The sequence below is a fragment of the Cellulomonas gilvus ATCC 13127 genome (genome assembly GCF_000218545.1).
Classification (GTDB): domain Bacteria; phylum Actinomycetota; class Actinomycetes; order Actinomycetales; family Cellulomonadaceae; genus Cellulomonas; species Cellulomonas gilvus.
On record NC_015671.1, the window covers coordinates 105,260 to 127,510 of the forward strand.

Annotated in this window: 17 protein-coding genes and 1 riboswitch; of the genes, 6 read left to right on the plus strand and 11 right to left on the minus strand. The window is 74.7% G+C overall.

The features are described from left to right. Positions 1-159: 159 nt before the first annotated feature. The 5 genes from metE to hrpA all read right to left on the minus strand — a co-directional run bounded on the left by metE (position 160) and on the right by hrpA (position 9,237). Positions 160-2,490: a 5-methyltetrahydropteroyltriglutamate--homocysteine S-methyltransferase gene (gene metE / locus CELGI_RS00475; RefSeq protein ID WP_013882156.1), complete on the minus strand. Its 2,331-nt coding sequence runs from the start codon at positions 2,488-2,490 to the stop codon at positions 160-162. A gap of 56 nt (positions 2,491-2,546) precedes the next feature. Continuing rightward, entirely contained in the window at positions 2,547-3,557 is a 1,011-nt protein-coding gene (locus CELGI_RS00480; RefSeq protein WP_013882157.1) for a methylenetetrahydrofolate reductase, read from the minus strand. 36 nt (positions 3,558-3,593) lie between these two features. Beyond that, positions 3,594-3,690: riboswitch (SAM riboswitch) on the minus strand. 85 nt (positions 3,691-3,775) lie between these two features. Then, positions 3,776-3,961 (minus strand): hypothetical protein, encoded by a 186-nt coding sequence (locus CELGI_RS00485; protein ID WP_013882158.1) that lies wholly within the window; start codon positions 3,959-3,961, stop codon positions 3,776-3,778. A gap of 97 nt (positions 3,962-4,058) precedes the next feature. Then, positions 4,059-4,640 carry a DNA-3-methyladenine glycosylase I gene (locus CELGI_RS00490; RefSeq protein ID WP_013882159.1) on the minus strand — a complete coding sequence of 194 codons (582 nt, stop codon included), beginning with the start codon at positions 4,638-4,640 and terminating at the stop codon, positions 4,059-4,061. Between the two features lie 67 nt (positions 4,641-4,707). Then, a complete protein-coding gene (gene hrpA / locus CELGI_RS00495) occupies positions 4,708-9,237 on the minus strand; it encodes an ATP-dependent RNA helicase HrpA (protein WP_013882160.1) in 4,530 nt (1,509 codons plus the stop codon). A gap of 93 nt (positions 9,238-9,330) precedes the next feature. Between hrpA and CELGI_RS00500 the strand changes: the two genes are divergently transcribed. Next, positions 9,331-9,822, plus strand: a complete 492-nt coding sequence (locus CELGI_RS00500) for an aminoacyl-tRNA deacylase (protein WP_013882161.1) — start codon at positions 9,331-9,333, stop codon at positions 9,820-9,822. 54 nt (positions 9,823-9,876) lie between these two features. Here the strand turns inward: CELGI_RS00500 and CELGI_RS00505 are convergent, their stop codons facing one another. After that, positions 9,877-11,676, minus strand: a complete 1,800-nt coding sequence (locus CELGI_RS00505; RefSeq protein WP_013882162.1) for an alpha/beta hydrolase — start codon at positions 11,674-11,676, stop codon at positions 9,877-9,879. A gap of 206 nt (positions 11,677-11,882) precedes the next feature. Here CELGI_RS00505 and CELGI_RS00510 point away from each other — a divergent pair, with 206 nt between their 5' ends. Together CELGI_RS00510 and CELGI_RS00515 are read left to right on the plus strand one after the other, a co-directional pair. Next, the gene (locus tag CELGI_RS00510; RefSeq protein WP_041574029.1) at positions 11,883-13,052 is read left to right on the plus strand and encodes an exonuclease SbcCD subunit D; all 1,170 of its coding nucleotides are present in this window, start codon (positions 11,883-11,885) and stop codon (positions 13,050-13,052) included. Then, positions 13,052-16,339, plus strand: a complete 3,288-nt coding sequence (locus tag CELGI_RS00515; protein ID WP_013882164.1) for an AAA family ATPase — start codon at positions 13,052-13,054, stop codon at positions 16,337-16,339. Before CELGI_RS00510 ends, CELGI_RS00515 begins: the two co-directional genes overlap by 1 nt. A gap of 53 nt (positions 16,340-16,392) precedes the next feature. Here CELGI_RS00515 and CELGI_RS00520 read toward each other — a convergent pair whose 3' ends face one another. Continuing rightward, entirely contained in the window at positions 16,393-16,809 is a 417-nt protein-coding gene (locus tag CELGI_RS00520; RefSeq protein ID WP_013882165.1) for a hypothetical protein, read from the minus strand. Positions 16,810-16,932: 123 nt separating this feature from the next. Between CELGI_RS00520 and CELGI_RS00525 the strand changes: the two genes are divergently transcribed. Continuing rightward, positions 16,933-17,628: an LmeA family phospholipid-binding protein gene (locus tag CELGI_RS00525; protein ID WP_245528130.1), complete on the plus strand. Its 696-nt coding sequence runs from the start codon at positions 16,933-16,935 to the stop codon at positions 17,626-17,628. Positions 17,629-17,760: 132 nt separating this feature from the next. On the opposite strand, the gene CELGI_RS00530 is transcribed toward CELGI_RS00525, so the two are convergent. Further along, on the minus strand, positions 17,761-18,435 hold the full coding sequence (locus CELGI_RS00530) for an HNH endonuclease family protein (RefSeq protein WP_049785488.1): 675 nt from the start codon (positions 18,433-18,435) through the stop codon (positions 17,761-17,763). Positions 18,436-18,564: 129 nt separating this feature from the next. On the opposite strand from CELGI_RS00530, the gene CELGI_RS00535 reads away from it, so the two are divergent. Beyond that, on the plus strand, positions 18,565-19,302 hold the full coding sequence (locus CELGI_RS00535) for an MIP/aquaporin family protein (protein ID WP_013882168.1): 738 nt from the start codon (positions 18,565-18,567) through the stop codon (positions 19,300-19,302). Positions 19,303-19,323: 21 nt separating this feature from the next. Here CELGI_RS00535 and CELGI_RS00540 read toward each other — a convergent pair whose 3' ends face one another. Then, complete coding sequence (locus CELGI_RS00540) at positions 19,324-19,761, minus strand: nitroreductase family deazaflavin-dependent oxidoreductase (protein WP_041574276.1); 438 nt, start codon at positions 19,759-19,761, stop codon at positions 19,324-19,326. 450 nt (positions 19,762-20,211) lie between these two features. Between CELGI_RS00540 and CELGI_RS00545 the strand changes: the two genes are divergently transcribed. Further along, on the plus strand, positions 20,212-20,736 hold the full coding sequence (locus CELGI_RS00545) for an FBP domain-containing protein (protein WP_013882170.1): 525 nt from the start codon (positions 20,212-20,214) through the stop codon (positions 20,734-20,736). 27 nt (positions 20,737-20,763) lie between these two features. Here CELGI_RS00545 and CELGI_RS00550 read toward each other — a convergent pair whose 3' ends face one another. After that, positions 20,764-21,540 (minus strand): uracil-DNA glycosylase, encoded by a 777-nt coding sequence (locus tag CELGI_RS00550; RefSeq protein ID WP_013882171.1) that lies wholly within the window; start codon positions 21,538-21,540, stop codon positions 20,764-20,766. Continuing rightward, positions 21,537-22,157 carry an L-threonylcarbamoyladenylate synthase gene (locus tag CELGI_RS00555; RefSeq protein WP_041574277.1) on the minus strand — a complete coding sequence of 207 codons (621 nt, stop codon included), beginning with the start codon at positions 22,155-22,157 and terminating at the stop codon, positions 21,537-21,539. Before CELGI_RS00555 ends, CELGI_RS00550 begins: the two co-directional genes overlap by 4 nt. Positions 22,158-22,251: the final 94 nt, after the last annotated feature.

The following is a 22,251-nucleotide window of genomic DNA, read 5'->3' on the forward strand; positions in this document are numbered from 1 at the left end:
TCTACCAGTTCGGCGACGGGAACGGCGCGGGCCCCCCACCCCACCCCGCCGACCTGGCGGATAACTACCAGTTCGGCGAGGGGGAAGGGTCGGGTTCGCCCACCCCGCGCCGCCGACCTGGCGGATAACTGCCAGGTCGGCGAGGGGGAGGGTGGGGCGTCAGAGGGTGGTGCGGACAGCCTGGGTGGCCGCGAGCATGTGCTCGAGGCTCGCCGTGGTCTCCTCGTAGCGGCGGGTCTTGAGGCCGCAGTCGGGGTTGACCCACAGCTGGTCGACCGCGATGGCCTTGACCGCACCGCTGAGAAGGTCGGTGATCTCCTCGACCGACGGGACGCGCGGGGAGTGGATGTCGTACACGCCCGGGCCGACCGCGCGCGGGTAGCCCGCGGCCGCGATGTCCTCGACGATCTCCATCTTCGAGCGGGCCGCCTCGATGGACGTCACGTCGGCGTCGAGGCCGTCGATCGCGCCCATGATCTGGCCGAACTCGGAGTAGCACAGGTGCGTGTGGATCTGGGTGTCCGGACGCACGCCGGCCGTCGAGAGCCGGAACGAGCGCACCGACCAGTCGAGGTAGTCCGCGTGGTCGGCCGCGCGCAGCGGGAGCAGCTCGCGCAGCGCGGGCTCGTCGACCTGGATGATCGCGATGCCCGCGGCCTCGAGGTCGGCGATCTCGTCGCGCAGCGCGAGGCCCACCTGGTTGGCGGTCTCACGCAGCGGCTGGTCGTCGCGCACGAAGCTCCACGCCAGGATCGTGACCGGGCCCGTGAGCATGCCCTTGACGGGCTTGCTGGTCAGCGACTGCGTGTACGTGGTCCAGTCGACCGTGATCGGCCTGGGCCGCGACACGTCGCCCCACAGGATCGACGGGCGCGTGCACCGCGAGCCGTAGGACTGCACCCAGCCGTTCTCGGTGACCGCGAAGCCGTCCAGGTTCTCGGCGAAGTACTGCACCATGTCGTTGCGCTCGGGCTCGCCGTGCACCAGCACGTCCAGGCCGATGCGCTCCTGCAGCTCGACGACGCGGCGGATCTCCGCCTTCATCTCGTCGGTGTACTGCTCGTCCGTGAGCTCGCCCTTGCCGTGCGCGGCGCGCGCCTTGCGGATCTCGGGCGTCTGGGGGAACGAGCCGATCGTCGTGGTCGGCAGCGGCGGCAGGTTCAGGCGGGCGGCCTGCGCCTCCTTGCGGCCCTCGAACGCGCCGCGGTTGAACGCGTCCTCGGTCAGCGCGGCCGTGCGCTCGCGCACCTCGGGCCGGACGACGCCGGGTGCGCCGCGGCGGGAGGCGACCGCGTCGGCGGCCTCGAGCAGCTGCTCGTGGATCGCCTCACGGCCCTCGGTCAGGCCCTCGGCGAGCGTGACGACCTCGACCACCTTCTGGTCCGCGAACGCGAGCCACGTGGTGAGCGACGCGTCGAGGTTCGGCTCGTCGGCCGTGTCGTGCGGCACGTGGAACAGCGACGTGGACGTGCCGACCGTGACGGCGGCCGCGCCCAGCACCTCGAGCTGCTCCAGGATCTGGAGCTTGGCGTCCAGGTCCGCGCGCCAGATGTTGTGGCCGTCGATCACGCCCGCGACGAGCGTCTTGGTCTCGAGGCCCGGCACGGCCTGCGTGGGCACCGCACCCTTGACCAGGTCCAGGCCGATCGCCTCGACGTCCGTGGCCGCGAGCACCGGAAGCGCCGCGTCCAGGTCGCCGTAGGGAGCGGCGACGAAGATCGCGGGGCGCTGCGGGCGCGTGAGCTCGGTCGCGAGTGCGCGGTACGCCTCGACGGTCGCCGCGAGCAGGCGCTCGACCGGCACGTCGATGCTCTCCGAGACGAGCGCGGGCTCCTCGAGCTGCACCCACGTGGCACCCGCGGCCGCGAGGTCGCGCAGCAGGTCCGCGTAGACCGGCAGCAGGTCGGGCAGGCGGTCGATGGGCAGGAAGCCCTCGGGCGCGCCCTCGGTCGCCTTGGCCAGTGCGAGGTACGTGACGGGGCCGACGAGCACGGGCCGCGTCAGCACGCCGTCGGCGAGCGCCTCGACGAACTCCGCGACCGGACGCGTGCCGGCGTAGCGGAACTCCGTCTCGGGGCCGATCTCGGGGACCAGGTAGTGGTAGTTGGTGTCGAACCACTTGGTCATCTCGAGCGGGAGGTCGTCGCCGCGGCCGCGCGCCACGGTCGAGTAGCCGGCCAGGTCCAGGCCGCCGTCCTCGTCGAGCAGGTCCGCGAACCGCGCGGGGATCGCGCCGACGACCGCGCTCGCGTCGAGCACGTGGTCGTAGAACGAGAACGCGCTGGGGATGGCCGGCACGTCGGTCGGCAGGCCCAGCTCGGCCAAGCGGTTCCGGGTACGACGACGCAGCTGCGCGGCCGTCGCCTCGACCTCCTCGGCCGTGGACCGGCCGGCCCAGAAGGCCTCGATGGCCTTCTTGAGCTCGCGGCGCGGCCCGATGCGCGGGTAGCCGAGCACGGAGCCGGTCGGGAACTGCGGGGTCTCGCTCATCAGGGTCCAGCCTTCGCGTGTCGTGGTGGTGCGGTGGTCGGTGCTGCGGCGGTCGCTCAGCGGCGGGTCGCGCCGTCCAGGTGCGCGCCCTCGAGCAGGTCGAGCGCGGCCTCGTGCGTGTTGTACGTGTAGACGTGGACGCCGGGGGCCCCGCCGTCCAGGATCCCGTTGATCAGGTCCACGCCCGCGCGGATCCCGCGGCGGTGCCGCTCGAGCTCGTCGTCGGCCGCGCCCAGGTGGTCCAGCAGGTCCCGCGGTACCGGCACGCCCGTGAGCTCCTGCACGCGCAGCAGCCGGGCGGGGTCCGTGGTCGGGATGATGCCGGGGATGATCGGGATCACCACGCCGGCCGCGCGCGCCTCGGCCACCAGGCCCAGGTACGCCTCGGCGTCGTAGAACACCTGCGTGATCGCGAAGTCGGCGCCGGCCTCCTGCTTCGCCAGGAGCGACGCGACGTCCTGCGCACGCGTCCCGCCGGTCGCGGCGTTGCCGCGCGGGAAGGCCGCGACGGACACCGACAGCGGACGCACGCGCGCACGCACCGCCTGGGACGGGCTCGCGACGCAGCGGCGCGCCTCGATCTCACGCAGCAGCTCCACCAGCGCGCTCGCGGTCTCCACGCCCTCCGGGTGCGGCCGCCAGTCCGGCTCGCCCGCGGGCGGGTCGCCCCGCAACGCCAGGAACGAGCGCACGCCCTCGTCGAGGAACTCCTCGACGATCGCGGTGATCTCCGCGCGGCTGGTGCCGACGCACGTCAGGTGCGCGATCGGGGACAGCGACGTCTCCTGCAGCAGCCGGGACACGAAGGCGCGCGAGGTCGCGCGCGTCTTGCCGGCCGCGCCGTACGTCACCGAGACGAAGTCGGGGTGCACCGACTCCAGCTGGCGCACGGTGGCCCACAGGCGAGGTGCCGCCTGGGGGTTGCGGGGCGGGAACAGCTCGAACGAGATGGTCGGGCGGTCCACCGAGCCGAGCGGTCGCGGCGCGGGTGCGACGTGCTCACCGGTGGTGCCGCGCGGCTGGGCTGCTGGCGTGGTGACAGGGGGTTCCACGGTCGGGGCGCTCATGCGCGCGACCTCAGACACAGGGTCTGCGACATCGTCTCTCCATCGACCCTGGCGGAAGCACCCACACCCTCGTCGCGGAGGGGGGTTGCTGCGGCGTCAACGAGCCAGGTCTCTCGGCCGCTCTGGATGGTAGGCCGCGATCGTACGAGACAGACCACATGCTGAGCAAGGGTGCCCAACAGGCGAGACGATGCAGGTCGCCGGGGAGAGACGTCCTGTCAGCGGTGCTGCTGGCGCAAGGGCTGCGCCAGCTCGGTGACCGGGCTGCCGGCGCCCGGCACCGAGAGCAGCCCGGCCTCCACGGCACGCAGCACCTGGGTGTCGAGCGGCTTGACGCCGCCCAGCGCCTCCTGGGCGCCGCGGACGGCCTCGAGCCGGCCGTCGGGGTCGGGCAGATCGGTCATGCGCGGAACTGTAACGTCCCGTCAGGGCGCCTGCCGAGCCCATGTCCACCAGATCACCCGGCGGGAGCACAGCCCGCGGCTGAGTCACCGCGGGGACTCAACCGACCACCGACGGGCAGGTCGCCAGGTGGTCGTCGACGAGCCCGCACGCCTGCATCGCCGCGTAGGCCGTGGTGGGCCCCACGAACCGGAACCCGAGCGACTTGAGCTCTTTGGCGAGCGCACGCGACTCGGGCGTCGTGGCCGGGACGTCCGCCCAGGTCGCGGGGCGCACGTGCTGCGTGCGGTCGGGTGCGAAGGACCAGAACAGCGCGTCGAGCGTGCGGCCGGCCGCGTGCAGCGCGAGCAGCGCGTGGGCGTTGGCGATGGTCGCCTCGATCTTCTGCCGGTTGCGCACGATCCCGGTGTCGCCCAGCAGCCGCGTCACGTCCTGCTCGTCGAACTCCGCGACCACCGCCGGGTCGAAGCCCGCGAACGCCGCCCGAAACGTCTCCCGTTTGCGCAGCACGGTGATCCAGGACAGGCCCGACTGGAACCCCTCCAGCGCGATGCGCTCGAACAGCGCCTCCTCGCCGTGCACCGGGACGCCCCACTCTTCGTCGTGGTAGCGCTCGTACAGCGGGTCGCCGTCACCGAAGCACCGGCCGGTGACGGGATGCGGGGCGGGAACGTCGGTCATGGCCCGCAGTCTGCCGCGCGCCGCCGACACCGTGGTGCGCACCTGTGGACGGGCGGGCCGCCGCGGGTCACGTGAGCGCCGTGAGCGCCTTGCGCACGCGCTGCACCGAGACGGGCACGGGGGTGCCGAGCTGCTGCGCGAACAGCGAGACCCGCAGCTCCTCGATGAGCCACCGCACGTCTGCGACGCGCTCGGGCGCCGCACCCGCGGCCGCGGCGAGCGCGTCCTGCAGGTCGCGCACCTGCCACGCCAGGTCCGCATCCCGCTGCGGACCCTGCGCCGCCTTGTCCAGGCGGTGCCGGGCCGCGCGCAGGTAGCGCGTGAGGTGGACCAGACGCGCTGCGCCGGCCTCGACCACGAAGCCCGCGTGCACCAGCCGCTCGGACTGCTCCCGCACGTCGGCGGCCGTGGCCAGCAACGCCAGGCTCGTCGTCCCCCGGAGCGCGACGTCGAGCTCGCGCCACGCCGTGAGCACGTCCACGAGCGTCCCGACGAGCGCGTGCACGCGGTCCTCGAGCCGGTCCCGCACGTACGCCCGCACGGCCGCGTAGTCCGCGGGCGTGCGGACGTCGTGCGGCGCGCGCGACCCCAGGTGCTCCGCGACGAGCGCATCGATCGCGGCCAGCTGCACGTCCTCGACCAGCGCCTCCCGGCTCGGGTACGGGTTGGCCGCGAGCGCGAGCGCCTGTGCACCCGACCAGCGGGACGTCACGCGGCCGGGCGTCAGGCCCACGTCGAGCAGCAGCAGCCGGCGCAGGCCCGCGCGTGCGGCCGCCGGGCGATGCGCCTCGTCGGCGAGCGTGCGGACGGCCACGGTTCCGCCGTCCTCCACCAGCGACGGGAACGCGCGCACCACGGTGGCGCCCGAGCTGCCCTCGACCACGTCGGGCAGCGTGAGGTCGTCGGGCCACGTCGTCAGGCCCGTGCGCGTGACGGACTCCGCGAGCCCGGCCGGCGACGAGCCCGCATCTGCGCGCCGCGCGGGGACAGACCGGGGCGTGGCGGGACCGGCCCCCGCCGCGGCGCCGGGGCGACGCGCGCCGGCCGACCCGTCGGCGGCGGGCTGCGCGTCCAGGCCCGCCTCCCGCATCGCCTGCCGCATGGCCTGGCGCACCGCGGTGTCCACCGCGTCCTGCGCCTGCCCCGCGAGCCGGTGCTGCAGCACGGCCAGGTCCCGACCCTCGTCGACGATCCCGCCGCGGTCCCCCACCACGCGGAACGTGAGGCGCAGGTGCGCGGGCAGCCGCTCGTCGTCGAACGCGTCCGCGGGCACCTCGACGTCCCGTACGGCCCGGACCGCGCGCGCGAACGACTCGTGGAAGGACGGTGCGGCGTCGCCCGCGCGCACGGTGTCCTCCCAGGACGCGGTGTGCTCGCGCAGCCACGACGCGACGGCCCGGCCGACGTCGGGTGCGGGGACCAGCTGCACGCGCACGGGTTTGGGCAGCGAGCGGATGGTCGCGACGACGAGCTCGTCGAGCAGGCCGGGCACCATCCAGCCGAATCCGTCGGGCGTGACGCGCGGCAGCTGCGCGAGCGGGATGTGCACGGTGACGCCGTCGGCCTCGGTGCCGGGCTCGAACTGGTACGTGAGCGGGAAGGACACGTCACCCTGCGGCCAGCGGGACGGGAAGGACGCCTCGTCGATCGCGTGCGCGTCGTCCGCGACCAGGAGCGCACGGTCGAACGTCAGCAGGTCGGGTGCGGACCGCTGCGCCTTCTTCCACCACTGGTCGAAGTGCCGTGCGGAGACCACGTCGTCGGGGACGCGCTCGTCGTAGAACGCGAAGAGCGCGTCCTCGTCGGCCAGGAGGTCCGCGCGACGGGCGCGCGCCGCGAGCTCGGCGGCCTCGGCCAGCAGCCGGCGGTTCTCGTGGAAGAACCGGTGGTGCGTGGTCCACTCGCCCTGCACCAGCGCGTGCCGCAGGAACAGCTCACGCGCGTGCGCGGGGTCCACGGCCGAGAACAGCACGCGCCGCCCCGCGACCACCGGCATGCCGTACAGCAGGACGCGCTCGGTGCACATCGCGGCACCCTGCTTGGTGGACCACGCGGGCTCGGAGTAGGAGCGCTTGACCAGGTGCGCGCCCAGCTCCTCGGCCCACGCGGGGTCGATGCGGGCGGCGTCCCGGGCCCACAGGCGCGACGTCTCGACGAGCTCGGCCGCCATGACCCACGCGGGCGGCTTCTTGGCGAGCCCCGAGCCGGGGAAGATCGCGAACCGGGCGCCGCGCGCGCCCAGGAACTCGTTGCGGCCCTTGCGGTCCGGCCTCCCGGCGGGTCTCCGGTCACCGCGGCGCGGCGCGGCCACCTCGGTCGCCTCCTGCATGCCTACGTGCGAGAGCAGGCCCGCGAGCACCGACCGGTGCACGGCGTCCGCGTCCCACTCGCGCCGCAGCTCGCCGCGGCGCGGCCCGGTCTGCTCGGCCTCGTCGGGCGGCGCGGGCTCGCTCGTCGGGCGCGGCTCGCGGTCCTGCACCGGGCCCGTGCGGGCGGGTGCCGCCTGGCCGGGCAGCTGCTTGGCCAGGTCGCGCAGCTGCGTGACCACGTCCTGCCACTCGCGCACGCGCAGGTAGTTGAGGTGCTCGGCGCGGCACATCCGCCGGAACGCCGAGCCGGACAGCTCGCGCTGCTGCTCGCGCAGGTAGGTCCACAGGTTGAGGTAGGCCAGCAGGTCCGAGGTCGGGTCCGCGAACCGCGCATGCAGCGCATCGGCCTTCTCGCGCTCGTCGACGGGACGTTCGCGCGGGTCCTGGATGGACAGCGCGGCGGCCACGACGACGACCTCGCGCAGCACGCCCCGACGCGCGGCCTCGACGACCATGCGCGCCAGGCGCGGGTCGACGGGCAGCAGCGCGAGCGCACGTCCGGTCTCGGTGAGGCGCGTGCCCGAGGGCCCGGTCTCGAGCGCGCCCAGCTCGGTGAGCAGCTGCACGCCGTCGCGCACCGCGCGCACGTCGGGCGGGTCGACGAACGGGAAGTCGACGACGTCCTGCGGCGTCCCGGCGACACCCACGGCGATCATCTGCAGGATCACCGACGCGAGCGACGTGCGCAGGATCTCCGGCTCGGTGAAGCGCTCGCGCGACTCGAAGTCCTCCTGCGAGTACAGGCGGATCGCGATGCCGTCCGCGACGCGTCCGCAGCGCCCCGAACGCTGGTTCGCCGACGCCTGGCTGATGGGCTCGATCGGGAGCCGCTGCACCTTGGTCGCCTTGGACCAGCGGGAGATGCGCGCGGTGCCCGGATCCACGACGTACCGGATGCCCGGCACGGTCAGCGACGTCTCCGCGACGTTGGTGGCGAGCACCACGCGACGCCCGGGGTGCGCCGAGAACACGCGGTGCTGCTCGGCCGCCGAGAGCCGGCTGTACAGCGGCAGAAGCTCGACTGCCTGCGGGTGCCGCGGGTCGGTGACGCGCGTCCCCAGCGACGTGCGCAGCGCATCCGCGGCGTCCCGGATCTCGCGCTCGCCCGAGAGGAACACCAGCACGTCGCCCGGGCCCTGCGCGCACAGCTCGTCGACCGCCTCGGTGATGCCGGTCATCAGGTCGCGCTCGCGCACCGGCTGACGGGGTCCCGCGGTTCCTCGTCGGCCGGGTCCCGACGAGGGTGCGCGCGGCTCGTCGGCGAGGTCCGCGTCCTCGTCGGACGTGCCCAGCGCGTCGGGGGACAGCGGCCGGTAGCGGATCTCGACCGGGTACGTGCGACCCGTGACCTCGACCACGGGGGCCGGTACGCCGTCCGGGTGCTCGGGCGTGGGCGGACCCGCGAAGTGGCGTGCGAACCGCGCGGAGTCGATGGTCGCCGACGTGATGACGACCTTGAGGTCCGGGCGGCGCGGGAGCAGACGCGTGAGGTAGCCCAGCAGGAAGTCGATGTTGAGCGAGCGCTCGTGCGCCTCGTCGATGATCAGCGTGTCGTACGCGAGCAGCAGCGGGTCGCGCTGGATCGCCGCCAGCAGGATGCCGTCCGTCATGACCTTGACCAGCGTCGTGTCGCTGGACGTGTCCGTGAACCGCACCTGGTAGCCCACCAGCTCACCCAGCGGCGTGCCGATCTCCTGCGCGATGCGCTCCGCGACGCTCCTTGCCGCGATCCGGCGCGGCTGCGTGTGGCCGATCTGCCCTGCACGGCCGCGACCCAGCTCGAGCGCGATCTTGGGCAGCTGCGTCGTCTTGCCCGAGCCCGTCTCACCCGCGACGACGACCACCTGGTGGTCGCGGATCGCCGCGGCGATGTCCTCGCGGCGTGCGCTCACCGGCAGCTCGGGCGGGAACGTGAGGGGCGGGAGCACCGCCGCGGTGCGCGCCGCGGCGGCGCGGGCGCGGCGTGCGGCGCCGCCCCCCCGTGACGAGCCGCGCTCGGCGGTGCGCTGCGCGGTGCGGCCGGCGGGCCGGTCGGTGGGGTGGCCGGTGGCGCGGTCCGTCGCACGGTCGGCGCGTGCGTCGTCGCGTGGTGCTCGGCCGTCCGGGGTGTCGGACGCGCGCGCGTCGGGGGTGACCTGCTCGTCGCGCGCCGGGCGCCCGCGGCCACGGCCGGAACGGCGCCGCGGGCGCGGCTCACGCCCGGTCGGCTGCGGCTGGTCGGTGGTCACGACTTCCCATCATCCCAGGTCCTCCCGCCCGACCGCCTGGGGATTCCCGCCGGCGCCGCGCGCACCCCGCGGGGCGTGTGGTGGGCTGAGCCCATGAGCGAGCACGAGAGCGCGGCGGAGAAGCGCGCGCGGGCAGGGCTGGAGGCGTCGGGGATCGCGTTCGAGGTGACGCGGCACGGGCGGGTCGGGTCGCTCGCGGAGGCGGCGGCTGCGCGCGGCGTCGAGCCCGCGGACATCGTGAAGTCGCTCGTGGTCCGGCGGGGTGACGACGACTTCCTGTTCGTGCTGGTGACCGGCGACCGCGCGATCTCCTGGCCCAAGCTGCGCGCTCTGCTCGGCGTCTCGCGGATGTCGCTGCCGGACGCGCAGACCGCGCTGGACGTCACGGGCTACGAGCGCGGCACGATCACGCCGTTCGGCTCGCTGACCGCGTGGCCCGTGGTCGCCGACGAGCGCGTGCGCGGACGGCGCGTCTCGATCGGCGCGGGCGGGCACGGGGTGGCGGCCACGGTCGACGGCGACGAGCTGGTGCGCGCGCTGGGCGCGACCGTCGCGGACGTCACGCAGGACGCACCCGCCCCCTGACGCGGCACGGGGGCCGCGACCCGTGGTCGCGACCCCCGTGCGTGCTCGTCGGCGTCAGAGCGTCGGCGCCCGGCCGGGCAGCGGCGTGACGATGTGCGACTCGCCCACCGGCGGCACCGCGGAGATCCGCATCTGCGCCCCGTCGATCGGGTAGCGGAACGGCTGCGACCGGCCGACGCAGACCTTGCCCTCCGCGGGGACCTTGGTGGTCACCAGGTAGGTGGTGATCGCCTTGTCCACGCAGCTGGACGTCAGGAACGCGGTGTGGCCCCAGCTGTTGCTGGACAGCAGACGGCTGTTCGGCAGCAGGTCGGCGGCCGCGACCGCACCCGCGTAGTTCGTCGCCGGGTCCCAGTAGTTGCCGACGACGAGCACAGGGTTGGCCGTGACGTGGTCGAACGTGCCGCGGTAGGCGTCCTCGTCGACCGCGGTCCAGGTGCTCGACGCGCACGGGGCCGAGGCCCACGTCCACAGCGGGCCGAAGCCCGGGGCCTTCTTGTCCGCGGCGGCCGCCGCCGACGGCCAGCTCGAGGCGAACCGCGGGTTCAGGCCGTCGGTGCACAGCACCGACTGGAACGCCTCGGGCGAGCTGTCGTACGGGAAGTCGAACGCGCGCGCCAGGCGCTCGGTGCGGGCCTGCGTCGCGGCCTCACGTGCCTCGAACTGCTTGAGGCGCTCGCGGAGCTGCCGCGCGGGGCCGAAGGCCTTCTCGCTCTTCGAGGGCGGGTCGAGCTGCATCGAGCGCAGCGCCCAGATGTCCATGTCGAGCATGTCGGGGCCGTAGTCGGCGTACATCTCGCTGAGGAACATCGAGATGACCAGCGGGTAGTCGATGCGGTAGCCGTCGCCCAGGTCGATCGGCTTCTTCTTGAGCGACGTCGTCATGTCCTTCCAGACCTGCGCCGGCTTGCCGAGGCGGGCGGTGTAGCAGTACTTCTTGCCCGCCGCCGCACACCGCTTGAGCGTCTCCTTGACGGCCTTGGACGCACCCTCACCCGACTTGATGCGCGCCGTCTGCGGGACGTCGGCGGTCGCCGGGCTGCCCTGCCAGCCGTTCGGGTCGAGCACGCCGTCGATCACGATCGCGCGCACGCGGTCGGGGAACATGTTGGCGTAGACGTTGCCCAGGTATGTGCCGTAGGAGAAGCCCAGGTAGGACAGCTGTGCGTCGCCCAGCGTGCGACGCAGCACGTCCATGTCCCGCGCGACGTTCGCGGTCGACATCGACGCCGAGAGCGGCTGGCCGGTGGTCGAGCACTTCTGCCCGAACTTCTTGGCCGACGCGACGAAGTCGGCCTTCTCGATCGTGGTGTCCGGGAACGCCGTCTCGAACGTCGGCAGCAGGTCGTTCGCCTGCTCCCCGAGGTTGTTCCAGCACTTCACGTTGGTGCTGAAGTTCGTGCCGCGCGGGTCGAAGCCGACGACGTCGAACCGCGCCAGGACGGCGGCGGGCAGGAAGTCGGCCGCGTTCGAGGCGATCGAGACGCCCGAGCCGCCGGGTCCGCCGGGGTTGAGGAACAGCGTCCCCACCTTGCGCGACGGGTCGACGACGCGCTGCCGCAGGACCGCGACGCTCGTCGTGGGGCCCGTCGGGTCGTCGTAGTCCAGCGGGAGGTCGACCATGCCGCAGTCGACGCGCGGGCCGACGACGTTCGTACAGTCGAACCAGTCGATCTCCGCGGCTACGGAGTCGACGCGCGCAGCCTCCTCGGGCGACGTCACGTCACCCGCCGTCGCCGCGGGTGCCGCACCGGGTGCGGCGGTGGCCGTGGTCGTGGTCGCGGCCCATGAGACCGCGAGGGCGAGCGCGGTCAGGACCGCTGTCGTGCGTCGTGCGTGCGTGCGTGGTTGCATCCGACACCCCCTGGGTGTGCGCAGCCGTCCGGGCCCCCTGGCCCGACGTCGCCGGTGCGCTGACGCTCACCCTGGCGCGCCGGGCGGCTCGGGCGCAGCAGAACGGCCGGCTGAAGTCGTGAAGATCTGGTGCATCCTGCCGACGCCGGACGCAATGACGGCCTGTCGGCGAGGGCGTGTGGGAGGCGGGCGTTAGCGTCCGGGCCATGCGGTTGCTGCACACCTCCGACTGGCACCTGGGCCGGTCGCTGCACGGGGTCGACCTGCTCGACCACCAGGCGGCGTACCTGGACCACGTGCTCGACGTGGTGCGTGCGGAGCGCGTGGACGCGGTCGTGGTCGCCGGCGACGTGTACGACCGCGCGATCCCGCCCGTCGAGGCCGTCACGCTGCTCTCGGACACGCTCGCGCGGCTCGCGGAGATCACGACCGTCGTGCTCACGTCGGGCAACCACGACTCCGCGACCCGGCTGGGTTTCGGCGCCGGGCTCATGCGGGAGCGCGTGCAGCTGCGCACGCACCTCGCGGGGATCGCCTCGCCCGTGGAGATCCGCGGGGAGGACGACGAGCGGGCGCTCGTGTACGGGCTGCCGTACCTGGACCCGGACACGGTGCGCGGACCGCTCGCGGAGCCCGGTGGCGAGCCCCTCGCACGCTCGCACGAGGCCGTGACGTCCGTGGCGATGGCGCGCGTCCGGGCGGACCTGGCGACGCGCTCGGGTGCCGGTCCCGTGCGGTCGGTGGTCGCGGCGCACGCGTTCGTCGTCGGCGGGCTGACGAGCGAGTCGGAGCGGGACATCCGGGTGGGCGGCGTGGACCACGTGCCCTCCGCAGTGTTCACGGGTGTCGACTACGTCGCGCTCGGCCACCTGCACGGCCCGCAGCGCGTCGCCGGACCGGACGGCACGACGCTGCGCTACTCGGGGTCGCCGCTCGCATACTCGTTCTCCGAGCAGCACCACACCAAGTCGAGCGTCCTGGTGGACCTGGACGCGCGCGGTGTCCGGACCGAGCTGGTCGCTGCGCCCGTGCCGCGCCGGCTCACGGACCTCACCGGACCGCTCGAGGACGTGCTGGGCGCGCTGGGCGAGGCGCACCTGGAGGACTGGGTGCGCGTGGTGGTCACGGACGCGCACCGCCCTGCTGACCTGTACGCGCGCGTCCGCGCGCGGTTCGCGCACGCCCTCGTGGTCCAGCACCGGGCACCCGAGGCCGCAGGCGAGCGCGCGCTGCGCGCGGTGACGTCCGCGCAGGACCCGGTCGAGGTCGCGGGCGACTTCGTCGCGCACGTGACCGGCGCCCGGCCGGACGCGGCCGAGCTCGCGGTGCTGCGTGCCGCGTACGAGCACGTCGCCGATGCCGAGCGGAGCGCCTGATGCAGCTGCACAGCCTCACGCTCCAGGCGATCGGGCCGTTCGCGGCCCGCCACACCGTGGACTTCGCGGCACTCGCCGCGTCGGGCCTGTTCCTGCTCGAGGGGCCCACCGGAGCGGGCAAGTCCACCGTGATCGACGCCGTGGTGTTCGCGCTGTACGGCAAGGTCGCCTCGGCCGACGCGAGCGAGGACCGGCTGCGATCGGCGTACGCAGACCCGGACACCGAGTCGTTCGTGGACCTCACGTTCGAGGTCGGCTCGGGCCGCTACCGCATCCGCCGGGCCCCCGCGTACGACCGGCCCAAGCGGCGTGGTGCGGGCACCGTGAAGCAGCAGGCCTCCGTGCGGCTGTGGCGCCTGGCCGCCGACGACGACGCCGCCGACCCGACCGCGGGTGAGGTGCTCTCGACCCGGCTGGACGAGGTGGGCGCGGAGGTCCAGCGCATCGTGGGCCTGGACCGCAGCCAGTTCGTGCAGACCATCGTGCTGCCGCAGGGCGAGTTCGCGCGGTTCCTGCGCGCCAACCCCGAGGACCGCCGCGGGCTGCTGCAGAAGATCTTCGGCACCGAGGTGTACGAGCGTCTGCAGGCGCGGCTCGCCGAGCTGCGCCGCGAGGCCGAGCGCGCGGGCGGGCAGTCCCGTGCGCTGCTCGACGAGCGCGTGGCGCACCTGGTCGGAGCGGCCGCGCTCACGCCGGACGAGCACGAGACGCTGCGGGCGGCCGTCGCGGCGGTCGCCGGCGGGCCGCGCACGGGTGCGGACGCCCGTGGGCTTGAGCCGGTCGAGCGCGCGGTCGAGGTGCCCCTGGCCGCGCTGGACGCGGCCGCGGGGGTCGCCGAGCAGGCGGCGGCGTCGGCCGCGCAGCGGCACCGGGCGGCCGACGCGCTGCTCGCGCACGAACGCGAAGTCGCCCGGCTCCTGGCGCTGCGGGTCCGGTGGCGCGCCGAGCGCGACGTGCTGGCCCAGGGCGCGGCCGCGCACGCCGAGGGCGTGCAGCGGCTCGAGCTCGCACGCGCGGCGCAGGCCGTGGCACCGCAGCTGCGCGCCGTGGACGCCGCCGTGGTCGCGTCCGACGCCGCGCACAAGGCGCTGACGGCCGCACGCGACCTCGCGCCGACGGACCTGGCGGACCTCGTGCATGAGGACGAGCCCGGACCAGCCCTCGGCGCCCCCGGCGCCATTGCCGACCCGGCGGGTCCTGTCGCCGAGAGCGCCGGACCGGACCTCGCCGCCCTTGCCGGCCCGACGGGTCCGGTCGCGGGGAGCGCCGGACGGGAGCTCGGCGCCCTTGCCGGCCCGGCGGGGCCGGTTGCCGGGGGTGAGTCGGGCACGGCCCGGCGGTACCCGGCCGACGACGCAGGCGGAGTACCCGCGGTGCGGGAGCGGCTCACGTCGGCGCACACGCAGGCCGTGCGGGACGCGGCCGCGCTCGAGCGCACGGTCGAGCTCGAGGCCGGGCTCGGCGCGCTGAGGCTCTCGGTGCGTGAGGCGCGCGGCACGGTCGAGGACCACACCACGGAGATCGCGGCGCACGACGCGTGGCTCGCGGCGCGGCCGGCGCAGGCGACGCTCCTGACCGAACAGCTCGCCACCGCGCGGCAGCTCAGCACGCGGGTCGCGGAGCAGACCCTCGCGGTCCAGGCGGCGCAGCAGCTGGTCGACGCGCACGCCCGGGTGACGGCGCTCGAACCGCGGTGCGCCGACGCGACCGCGCGCGTCGGCGAGCTCACGCGGGCCGCGCGGGATGCGGTGACGCACGAGGCGGCGCTGCGCACCGCGCGCATCGACGGGCTCGCGGGTGAGCTCGCGGGCGGGCTCGTCGCGGGCGACGCGTGCCCCGTGTGCGGGTCGTGCGAGCACCCGGCGCCCGCACGCGTCGCCGCCGACCACGTGACGCCTGAGCAGGTGGACGCCGCCGAGCAGCAGCGCAGGTCCGCCGAGCAGGCGCTGGCCCATGCTCGGGAGGCCCTCGCATCCGTCGAGGCGGACCTGCGCACCGCGCGCGGCCTGACGGACGGCAGCACGCGCGCAGCCGCGGACGACGCGCTCGCGGACGCGCGGACCGCGCTCGACCTGGCGCAGCGCGCTGCGTCCGACGTGGACCGGCTGACCGCCGACCTCGACGCGCACGTCGGGGCCACGCACGCCCGCGAGAGCGCCCGGATCCTCGCGGTGGCCGCACGTGAGGCAGCCGAGCTCGTGGTCGACGCCCGCCAGGCCGAGCTGGTGCGCGCCGAGGCGGAGGTCGAGGCCGCTCGGGCCGGGTACCCGACGGTCGCTGCCCGGCACTCGGCGCTCGTCGAACGTGCCGCGGTCGTCGCCGACCTGCTGGGCGCGTGGGACGCCGTGCGCGAGTCCGGGCGCGATCTGGCACGACGCCGCGCCGAGCTCGGCGCCGCACTCGAGCGCCACGGCTTCGGGGACGACGAGGCCGCACGCGCCGCGACGTTGCCCGACGCGGACGTCGCGGCGCTCGACCGGGCGGTCCGGGAGTACGCCGAGGCGGTGGCGAGGGTGACCGCTGCGCTCGAGGACCCCGACGTGGCCGGTCTGCCCGAGGACGCGACCGCGGACGTCCCGGCCGCGCAGGACCAGGCCGCGCGGGCTGCCGAGGAGGCGCGTCGCCTCTCGGCCGAGGCCGGCGTCGCGCGGTCCCGCGCGACAGCGGCGCTCACCGCGGCCCGGGACGTGCTCGACGCGGCAGCGGCGCACCTGCGTCGCATCGAGGAGGCCGGGCCGGTGCTCCGGCTCGCGGAGCTCACGGGCGGCACGGGCCCGGACAACGAGGCCCGGCTGTCGCTGGCGACCTATGTGCTGGTGCGCCGGTTCGAGGATGTCGTCGCGGCGGCCAACGCGCGCCTGGTCGGGATGTCGGACGGCCGGTACGAGCTGGTGCGCAGCGACCGCAAGGAGGACGTCTCCGCGCGGCGCACGGGCCTGGCGATGCGCGTGGTCGACCACCACACCGAGCAGCAGCGCGACCCGCGCACGCTGTCCGGCGGGGAGACGTTCTACGTCTCGCTGTGCCTGGCGCTGGGGATGGCCGACGTCGTGACGGCGGAGGCGGGCGGGATCGACCTCGGCACGCTGTTCGTCGACGAGGGGTTCGGCTCGCTCGACCCCCACACGCTCGACCAGGTGCTCGGTGAGCTCGACCGACTGCGCGCGGGGGGTCGCGTGGTGGGCGTCGTGTCCCACGTCGAGGCGCTCAAGCAGACGATCGCCGACCGGATCGAGATCCGCCGCACGGCCGCCGGGCCGAGCACGTTGACGGTGCGCGCGGGCTGACCGCGGACACCGACGCGGTCGCGCGCGGTTCGGCCGGGCGTGTGCCGGGTGGGCTACCAGGACCAGCCGCGGGCCGCGAGCTCGACCTCCTGGCGGAAGCGCTCGGCGGGGTCCCCGGGTGCCCAGTGCTCGACCTCGACGCCGGCCAGCAGGCACGCCTCGACCAGCAGCTGGTCGTACGCGCGCTGCGAGGCGATGATCTTCTCCGCCCGCGCGTAGCAGTGCGCGTCGAGCTCGAGGCTGCGCACGTGGTCGGCCACCTTGCCGAGCCGCTCCTGCACCCGCAGCGTGGTGAACGGGTCGTAGGGCGGGTCCTCGTGCCGCCGCAGCCGGTCCGCCCACGTCTCCAACCGGTGGGCCAGGGCCGCACGCCACCGTGGCGCGTCGTCCTCACCCGGGAACAGCGACCACACGAACCCGAACACGAGCGCCGGCGCGACCATGGTGCCGATCATCAGAACCCACGTCATCGGGGTGTCCCTCGTCACGAACCGTTGCCGTCCAGGCTAGGACCGCACCCGGGTCCTGACCAGGTGAATCGGGCGGCGTCCGGCCGCCGGGCGGAAGGCGTCGGTGCCACCTACCGTGAGCGCGTGAGTGCGCGTGGGTGGATGGCCGGGTTCGTGACCGTCGCGGTGCTGGGTGCCGGGGCGGTGGTCGCGGACCGCGTCGCCGCGGACCGCGCCGAGCAGGAGGTGTCCGACGCGATCGTCGCCAACCTCGAGGACGTGCAGGGCGAACCGCAGGTCGACGTCCCCGGCTTCCCGTTCCTGCCGCAGCTGCTGCGCGGCTCGATCGAGGACCTCGACGCCCGGGTGGACGGGGCGACGGTGGGCGGCATCGCGATGACCGACGTCCGCGTCGCCGCACGCGAGACCTCGACGAGCGCGCCGCACGCCATGGGCGAGGCGGTCCTGACGGCCACGGTCCCGACCGCGTCGCTCGAGAAGGCCATCGCCGAGCGCGCGGGCGCCGCGGTCACCGTGACGGTCGACGGGAACCGGCTCGCGATGGCGGGCGACGTGTTCGGGCTCGCGCTCGCGGCCGGGCTGGTGCCCCGCGTCGAGGAGGGCCGGCTGCTCGTGGACGTGGACCGGCTCACGCTCGATGGCGTCCAGGTGGACGTCTCCGCGCTGCCCGAGCAGACCGGAGACCGGCTCACCGACCTCGAGGTGCCGATCGAGGGCCTGCCCGAGGGTCTGACGCTGACCGGTGCAGAGGTGGTCGCGGACGGGCTGCGGGTCACCGCCGCGGGGACCGACGTCGTGCTCCCTGCCAACGCCCCGTGACCACACCCGCATCCCGACCAACCCCGTGCACCCTCGCGGCGGCGCGATCGGACCGCTCCTGCGCGTCCCGACCGCCTGCCGCGTCCTCACCGCGGCGTCAGCGGGCGATCGGTGCTGCGCGGGCCGCTGCGGTCAGACGGTGACGCACGTGTCCAGCGCTGTCTCGAGCGCACTGCGCTCGTCGGGCGTGACGCGCAGCGCGTAGGCGGCCTTCACGCGGATCTGCTGCAACGCGTACCGGCATGCGAAGCCGCTGTTCGGCGGGAGCCACGCGGCGGCGTCCGACGCACCCTTGTCCTGGTTGGTCGGGCCGTCGACGGCCAGCAGGTTCGCCGGGTCGTTGGCGAACTCCAGCCGCAGCGCAGGCGACCAGTCCCGCGCGCCGCTGATCCACGCGTTCTGCAGCGCGACGACGTGGTCGATCTGCACCGCCGCGGAGTCCGCACCGCGGCGGAACGGGGTCCGCGCGCCCGTGTACGGGTCGTCGAGCGTCCCGGACAGGACCGTGCACGCGTCGACGTCCACCACGAGCAGCACGAGGTCGCGCCGCAGCACGTCCTCGCGCGTGCTGCAGCCGTTGCCGTCGACGTCCGCCCACGCCGTGCCGAACCGGTCGCGCTCGTAGTCGTCGGCCGGTGCGGCGGGACCGACCACGAGCGCGCCGAGTGCGGCGCGTCCCGAGGCGAGGTCCACCGCGCGCACGGGGTGGCGCGCGGCGGCGCGCTCGCGCAGCAGCACCGGACCGCCGAGCCCGACCACGAGGGTGAGGACCAGCACCACCCACCAGATCCGCGCACCACCCCGCACCGGGACAGGGTCGTCGTCGGGGCACGGGTGCGGCCGCGCACGTCAGCGCGTTCGCGAGGGTTCGCCCGCCACGCCGGGCTGGGGTCGGATGGGCGTGACCTGAGCGCGTCGGCCTGCCAAGGTGTGCGCATGGATCCGTCGTACGACCTCTGGACCCGCGTCGCGTGCGAGTTCATCGGCACCGCCATCCTCATCATCCTGGGCAACGGCACCGTCGCGAACGTGCACCTCAAGGGCTCCAAGGGGTACCGCGGGGGGTGGTCGCTCATCGCGATGGGCTACGGCTTCGGCGTGATGATCCCGGCGCTCATGTTCGGCGGGATCAGCGGCAACCACATCAACCCGGCGTTCACGGTCGGGCTCGCCGCCTGGGGCCTGTTCCCGTGGGCGGAGGTCGCGCCGTACGTCGTCGCACAGCTGCTGGGCGCCATGGCGGGCCAGCTCGCGATCGTCGCGACGCACAAGCCGTACTACGACCAGACCGACGACCCCGACGACATCCTCGCGACGTTCTCGACCGTCAACGCTGCCCGGTCCCGCCTCAACGGGTTCGCGAACGAGCTGCTCGGCTCGGTGGTGCTGTTCTCCTGCGCGCTCGCGATCGTGCACTCACCGCTCACCGCGAACGAGCCCGGAACCGCGCACCTCGCGCTCGGGTTCCTGGTGTGGGGTCTGGTCGCCGGCCTCGGCGGACCCACCGGGCCCGCGCTCAACCCCGCGCGTGACCTGGGACCGCGCCTGGTGCACGCGATGCTGCCGCTGCGCCACAAGGGCGGCTCGGACTGGGGCTACGCGTGGGTCCCGGTCGCGGCGCCGCTGCTCGCGGGCCTGATCGGCGTCGGCGGCTGGAAGCTGCTCCTAGGCTGAGCGCCCGCGCGGCCAGGCGCGTCAGTCCTGCGGGACCAGCACGAACACCGGGATCACACGGTCGGTCCGCTGCGTGTACGACTCGTAGTCGGGCCACGTCTCGAGCGCCCGCGCCCACCACTCGTCGCGCTCGGCACCCGTCGCCTCGTGCGCCACGTAGTCCTTCTTCGTCGGGCCGTCCTGCAGCTCGACGTGGGGATGCGCGACGAGGTTGTGGTACCAGGCCGGGTGCTCGGGTGCGCCGCCCTTGGACGCGACGACGGCGTACCGGCCCTCGTGCTCGACGCGCATGAGCGCGGTCTTGCGGAGCTTGCCCGAGCGCGCGCCCACGGTGGTCAGGACGATGACGGGCCGCCCGTTGAGCAGCGTGGCCTCGAGGCCGCCCGACTCCTCGTACGTCTCGGCCTGCGTGCGGGCCCAGGCCGACGTGCTCGGTGCGTACTCCCCGGAAAGTGGCATGACCGCGTCAACGACCGGGGCCGCCTCGGGCATTCCCGTGGAGCGGTGAGGCACAATCGTCGGGACCCCGGCGCATCGAGCGCCGGTCGAGTACACGGACGAGGAGCACGCGGATGCACGGCACCGCAGGTTGCGGGGTGGCCACCATGGCCTGCTCAGGCGCACCCGCTGACCGCCGTGCCGACTGACCGTCGTATCTGCTGACCGCCGTACCTGCTGACTGCCGTACCCGCTCACCAGTCCGACGGCCCGGCGCGGCACCACCCGTCCCCGCCCTCGCCGAGCCCCGTGCTCGTGCCTCGTCACCTCCGGCGCGCCCGCGCGCCGCACGCCGCAGACCCGCCCGGGTCCACGGGCGACGGCCGTGTCCCACGACCCGACGTGCCGCCGCGACGTGCCCCGACGAGCCGCGCCCGGCCGGCCCGGCACCCCACCCGGAAGCCCGGAGCCATGGAACCCCTGACCGAGAAGCAGATCCGCGCGTCGTTCGTGAACGCGTCGCGCCGCGAGGCCGCGCAGGCCACCCTCCCCGACCTGACCGCGCTCGGCTGGTCCCGCCTCGACTACGTCGGCTGGCGTGACCGACGCGCACCCCTGCTCGCCTACGCGGTGGTCCCGCTGGACGGCACGCCCACGGGCCTGCTGCTGCGCTCGACCGACGCCAAGCACCGCGTGCGGCGGCGTGCGGTGTGCGCGTGGTGCGAGGACGTCGTCGTGACCGAGGACGTGAGCCTGTACGTCGCGCGCCGCGCGGGAGCCGCCGGGCGGCGCGGGGACACGATCGGGACGCTCATCTGCACCGACTTCATCTGCTCGCGCAACGTGCGCCGGCCACCCACCCGGACCGAGGCGGGCAGCGACCTGGAGCAGGTGCGCGACCAGATGATCGCCCGCCGCATCGAGGGCCTGCGGGAGCGGTCGGCGCGGTTCGTCGCCGAGGTGCTGCGCGACACGGGCGTGGCGCCGACCCCCTGACGTGACCCGGGCGGCCGCACGAGAGCGTCAGCGGCCGCCCGGCGCGTCGGCGGCGAGCGCCTGCGCGCGGAGCAGCACGGCGTCGAGCATCGCCGGGGTCAGCCGCCCGGTGAAGGTGTTCTGCGGGCTCACGTGGAAGCAGCCGAGCAGCGTGAGCGTGCGCTCGCCGCGGGCCACCCGCACCTCGGCCCCGTGCGCGAACCGGGGCGCCGGTCGCGGCACGTCCCAGCCCAGGTCACGCAGCGTCTCGAGCAGCGCGGCCCAGCCGAAGGCGCCGAGCACCACCGCGACCGTGGGGTCGACGAGCTCGATCTCACGCGCGAGGAACGGGGCGCAGGCGCGTCGCTCGTCGGGCGTGGGCTTGTTGGCGGGCGGTGCGCAGCGCACGGGGGCGGTCGCGCGGATCCCCGTGAGCCGCAGCCCGTCGTCGGCGTGCACCGACGTCGGCTGGTTCGCCAGGCCCACGCGGTGCATCGCCGCGAACAGGAAGTCGCCCGAGCGGTCGCCGGTGAACATCCGGCCCGTGCGGTTCGCGCCGTGCGCCGCGGGAGCCAGCCCCACGACGAGGATGCGCGCGCGGGCGTCGCCGAACCCGGGCACCGGACGCGCCCAGTACTCCTGGTCGCGGAACGACGCGCGACGCTCGCGGCCCACCTGCTCCCGCCACGCCACGAGCCGCGGGCAGGCGCGGCACGTCACCACGTCCGCATCGAGGAGCGCCAGTCCGGGCGACCGTGCCGCATCGGGGTCGCCGGGCGGCGCGGCCGGGGTCGTCGGCCCGGGAGGGGGCGCCGGGGTCGTCACTGGAACCGGTCGGGGTCCCCTGCGCCCTCACGGACCACCTCGGGGCTGCCCGACGTCCAGTCGACGACCGTGGTCGGTGTGGTCCCGCAGTCGCCCGCGTCCACCACGGCGTCCAGGTCGTGGTCCAGCTCCTCGCGGATCTGCCACCCCTCGGTCATGGGCCACTCGTGGCCCGGCATGAGCAGCGACGACGAGAGGATCGGCTCGCCCAGCTCACGCACGATCGCGGCGGCCACGGGGTGGTCCGGGATCCGCACGCCCACGGACCGCTTCTTGGCGTGGGCGAGGCGACGCGGCACCTCGGGCGTGGCCTGCAGGATGAACGTGTACGGCCCGGGGGTCGCGGACTTGATCGCGCGGAACGCCGCGTTGTCCAGGTGCACCAGCTGACCCAGCTGCGCGAAGTCCGCGCAGACCAGCGTGAAGTGGTGCCGGTCGTCCAGGTGCCGGAGCCGGCGGATGCGCTCCGCGCCGTCGTGCGAGCCCATCGTCGTGCCCAGCGCGTAGCAGGAGTCCGTGGGGTAGGCGATGACGCCGCCGCCGCGCAGGACCTCCACGGCCTGGGAGATGAGCCGGGGCTGCGGGTCGTGCGGGTGCACGTCCAGGTAGCGGGCCATGCCGTCACCGTAGCGCCGGGTGCCCACGGCCGCGGTCGCAGCGCCCTGACCAGGACTTTCGGCCGTCAGGGCCCCCTGAGTCGCTCCCAGCGCA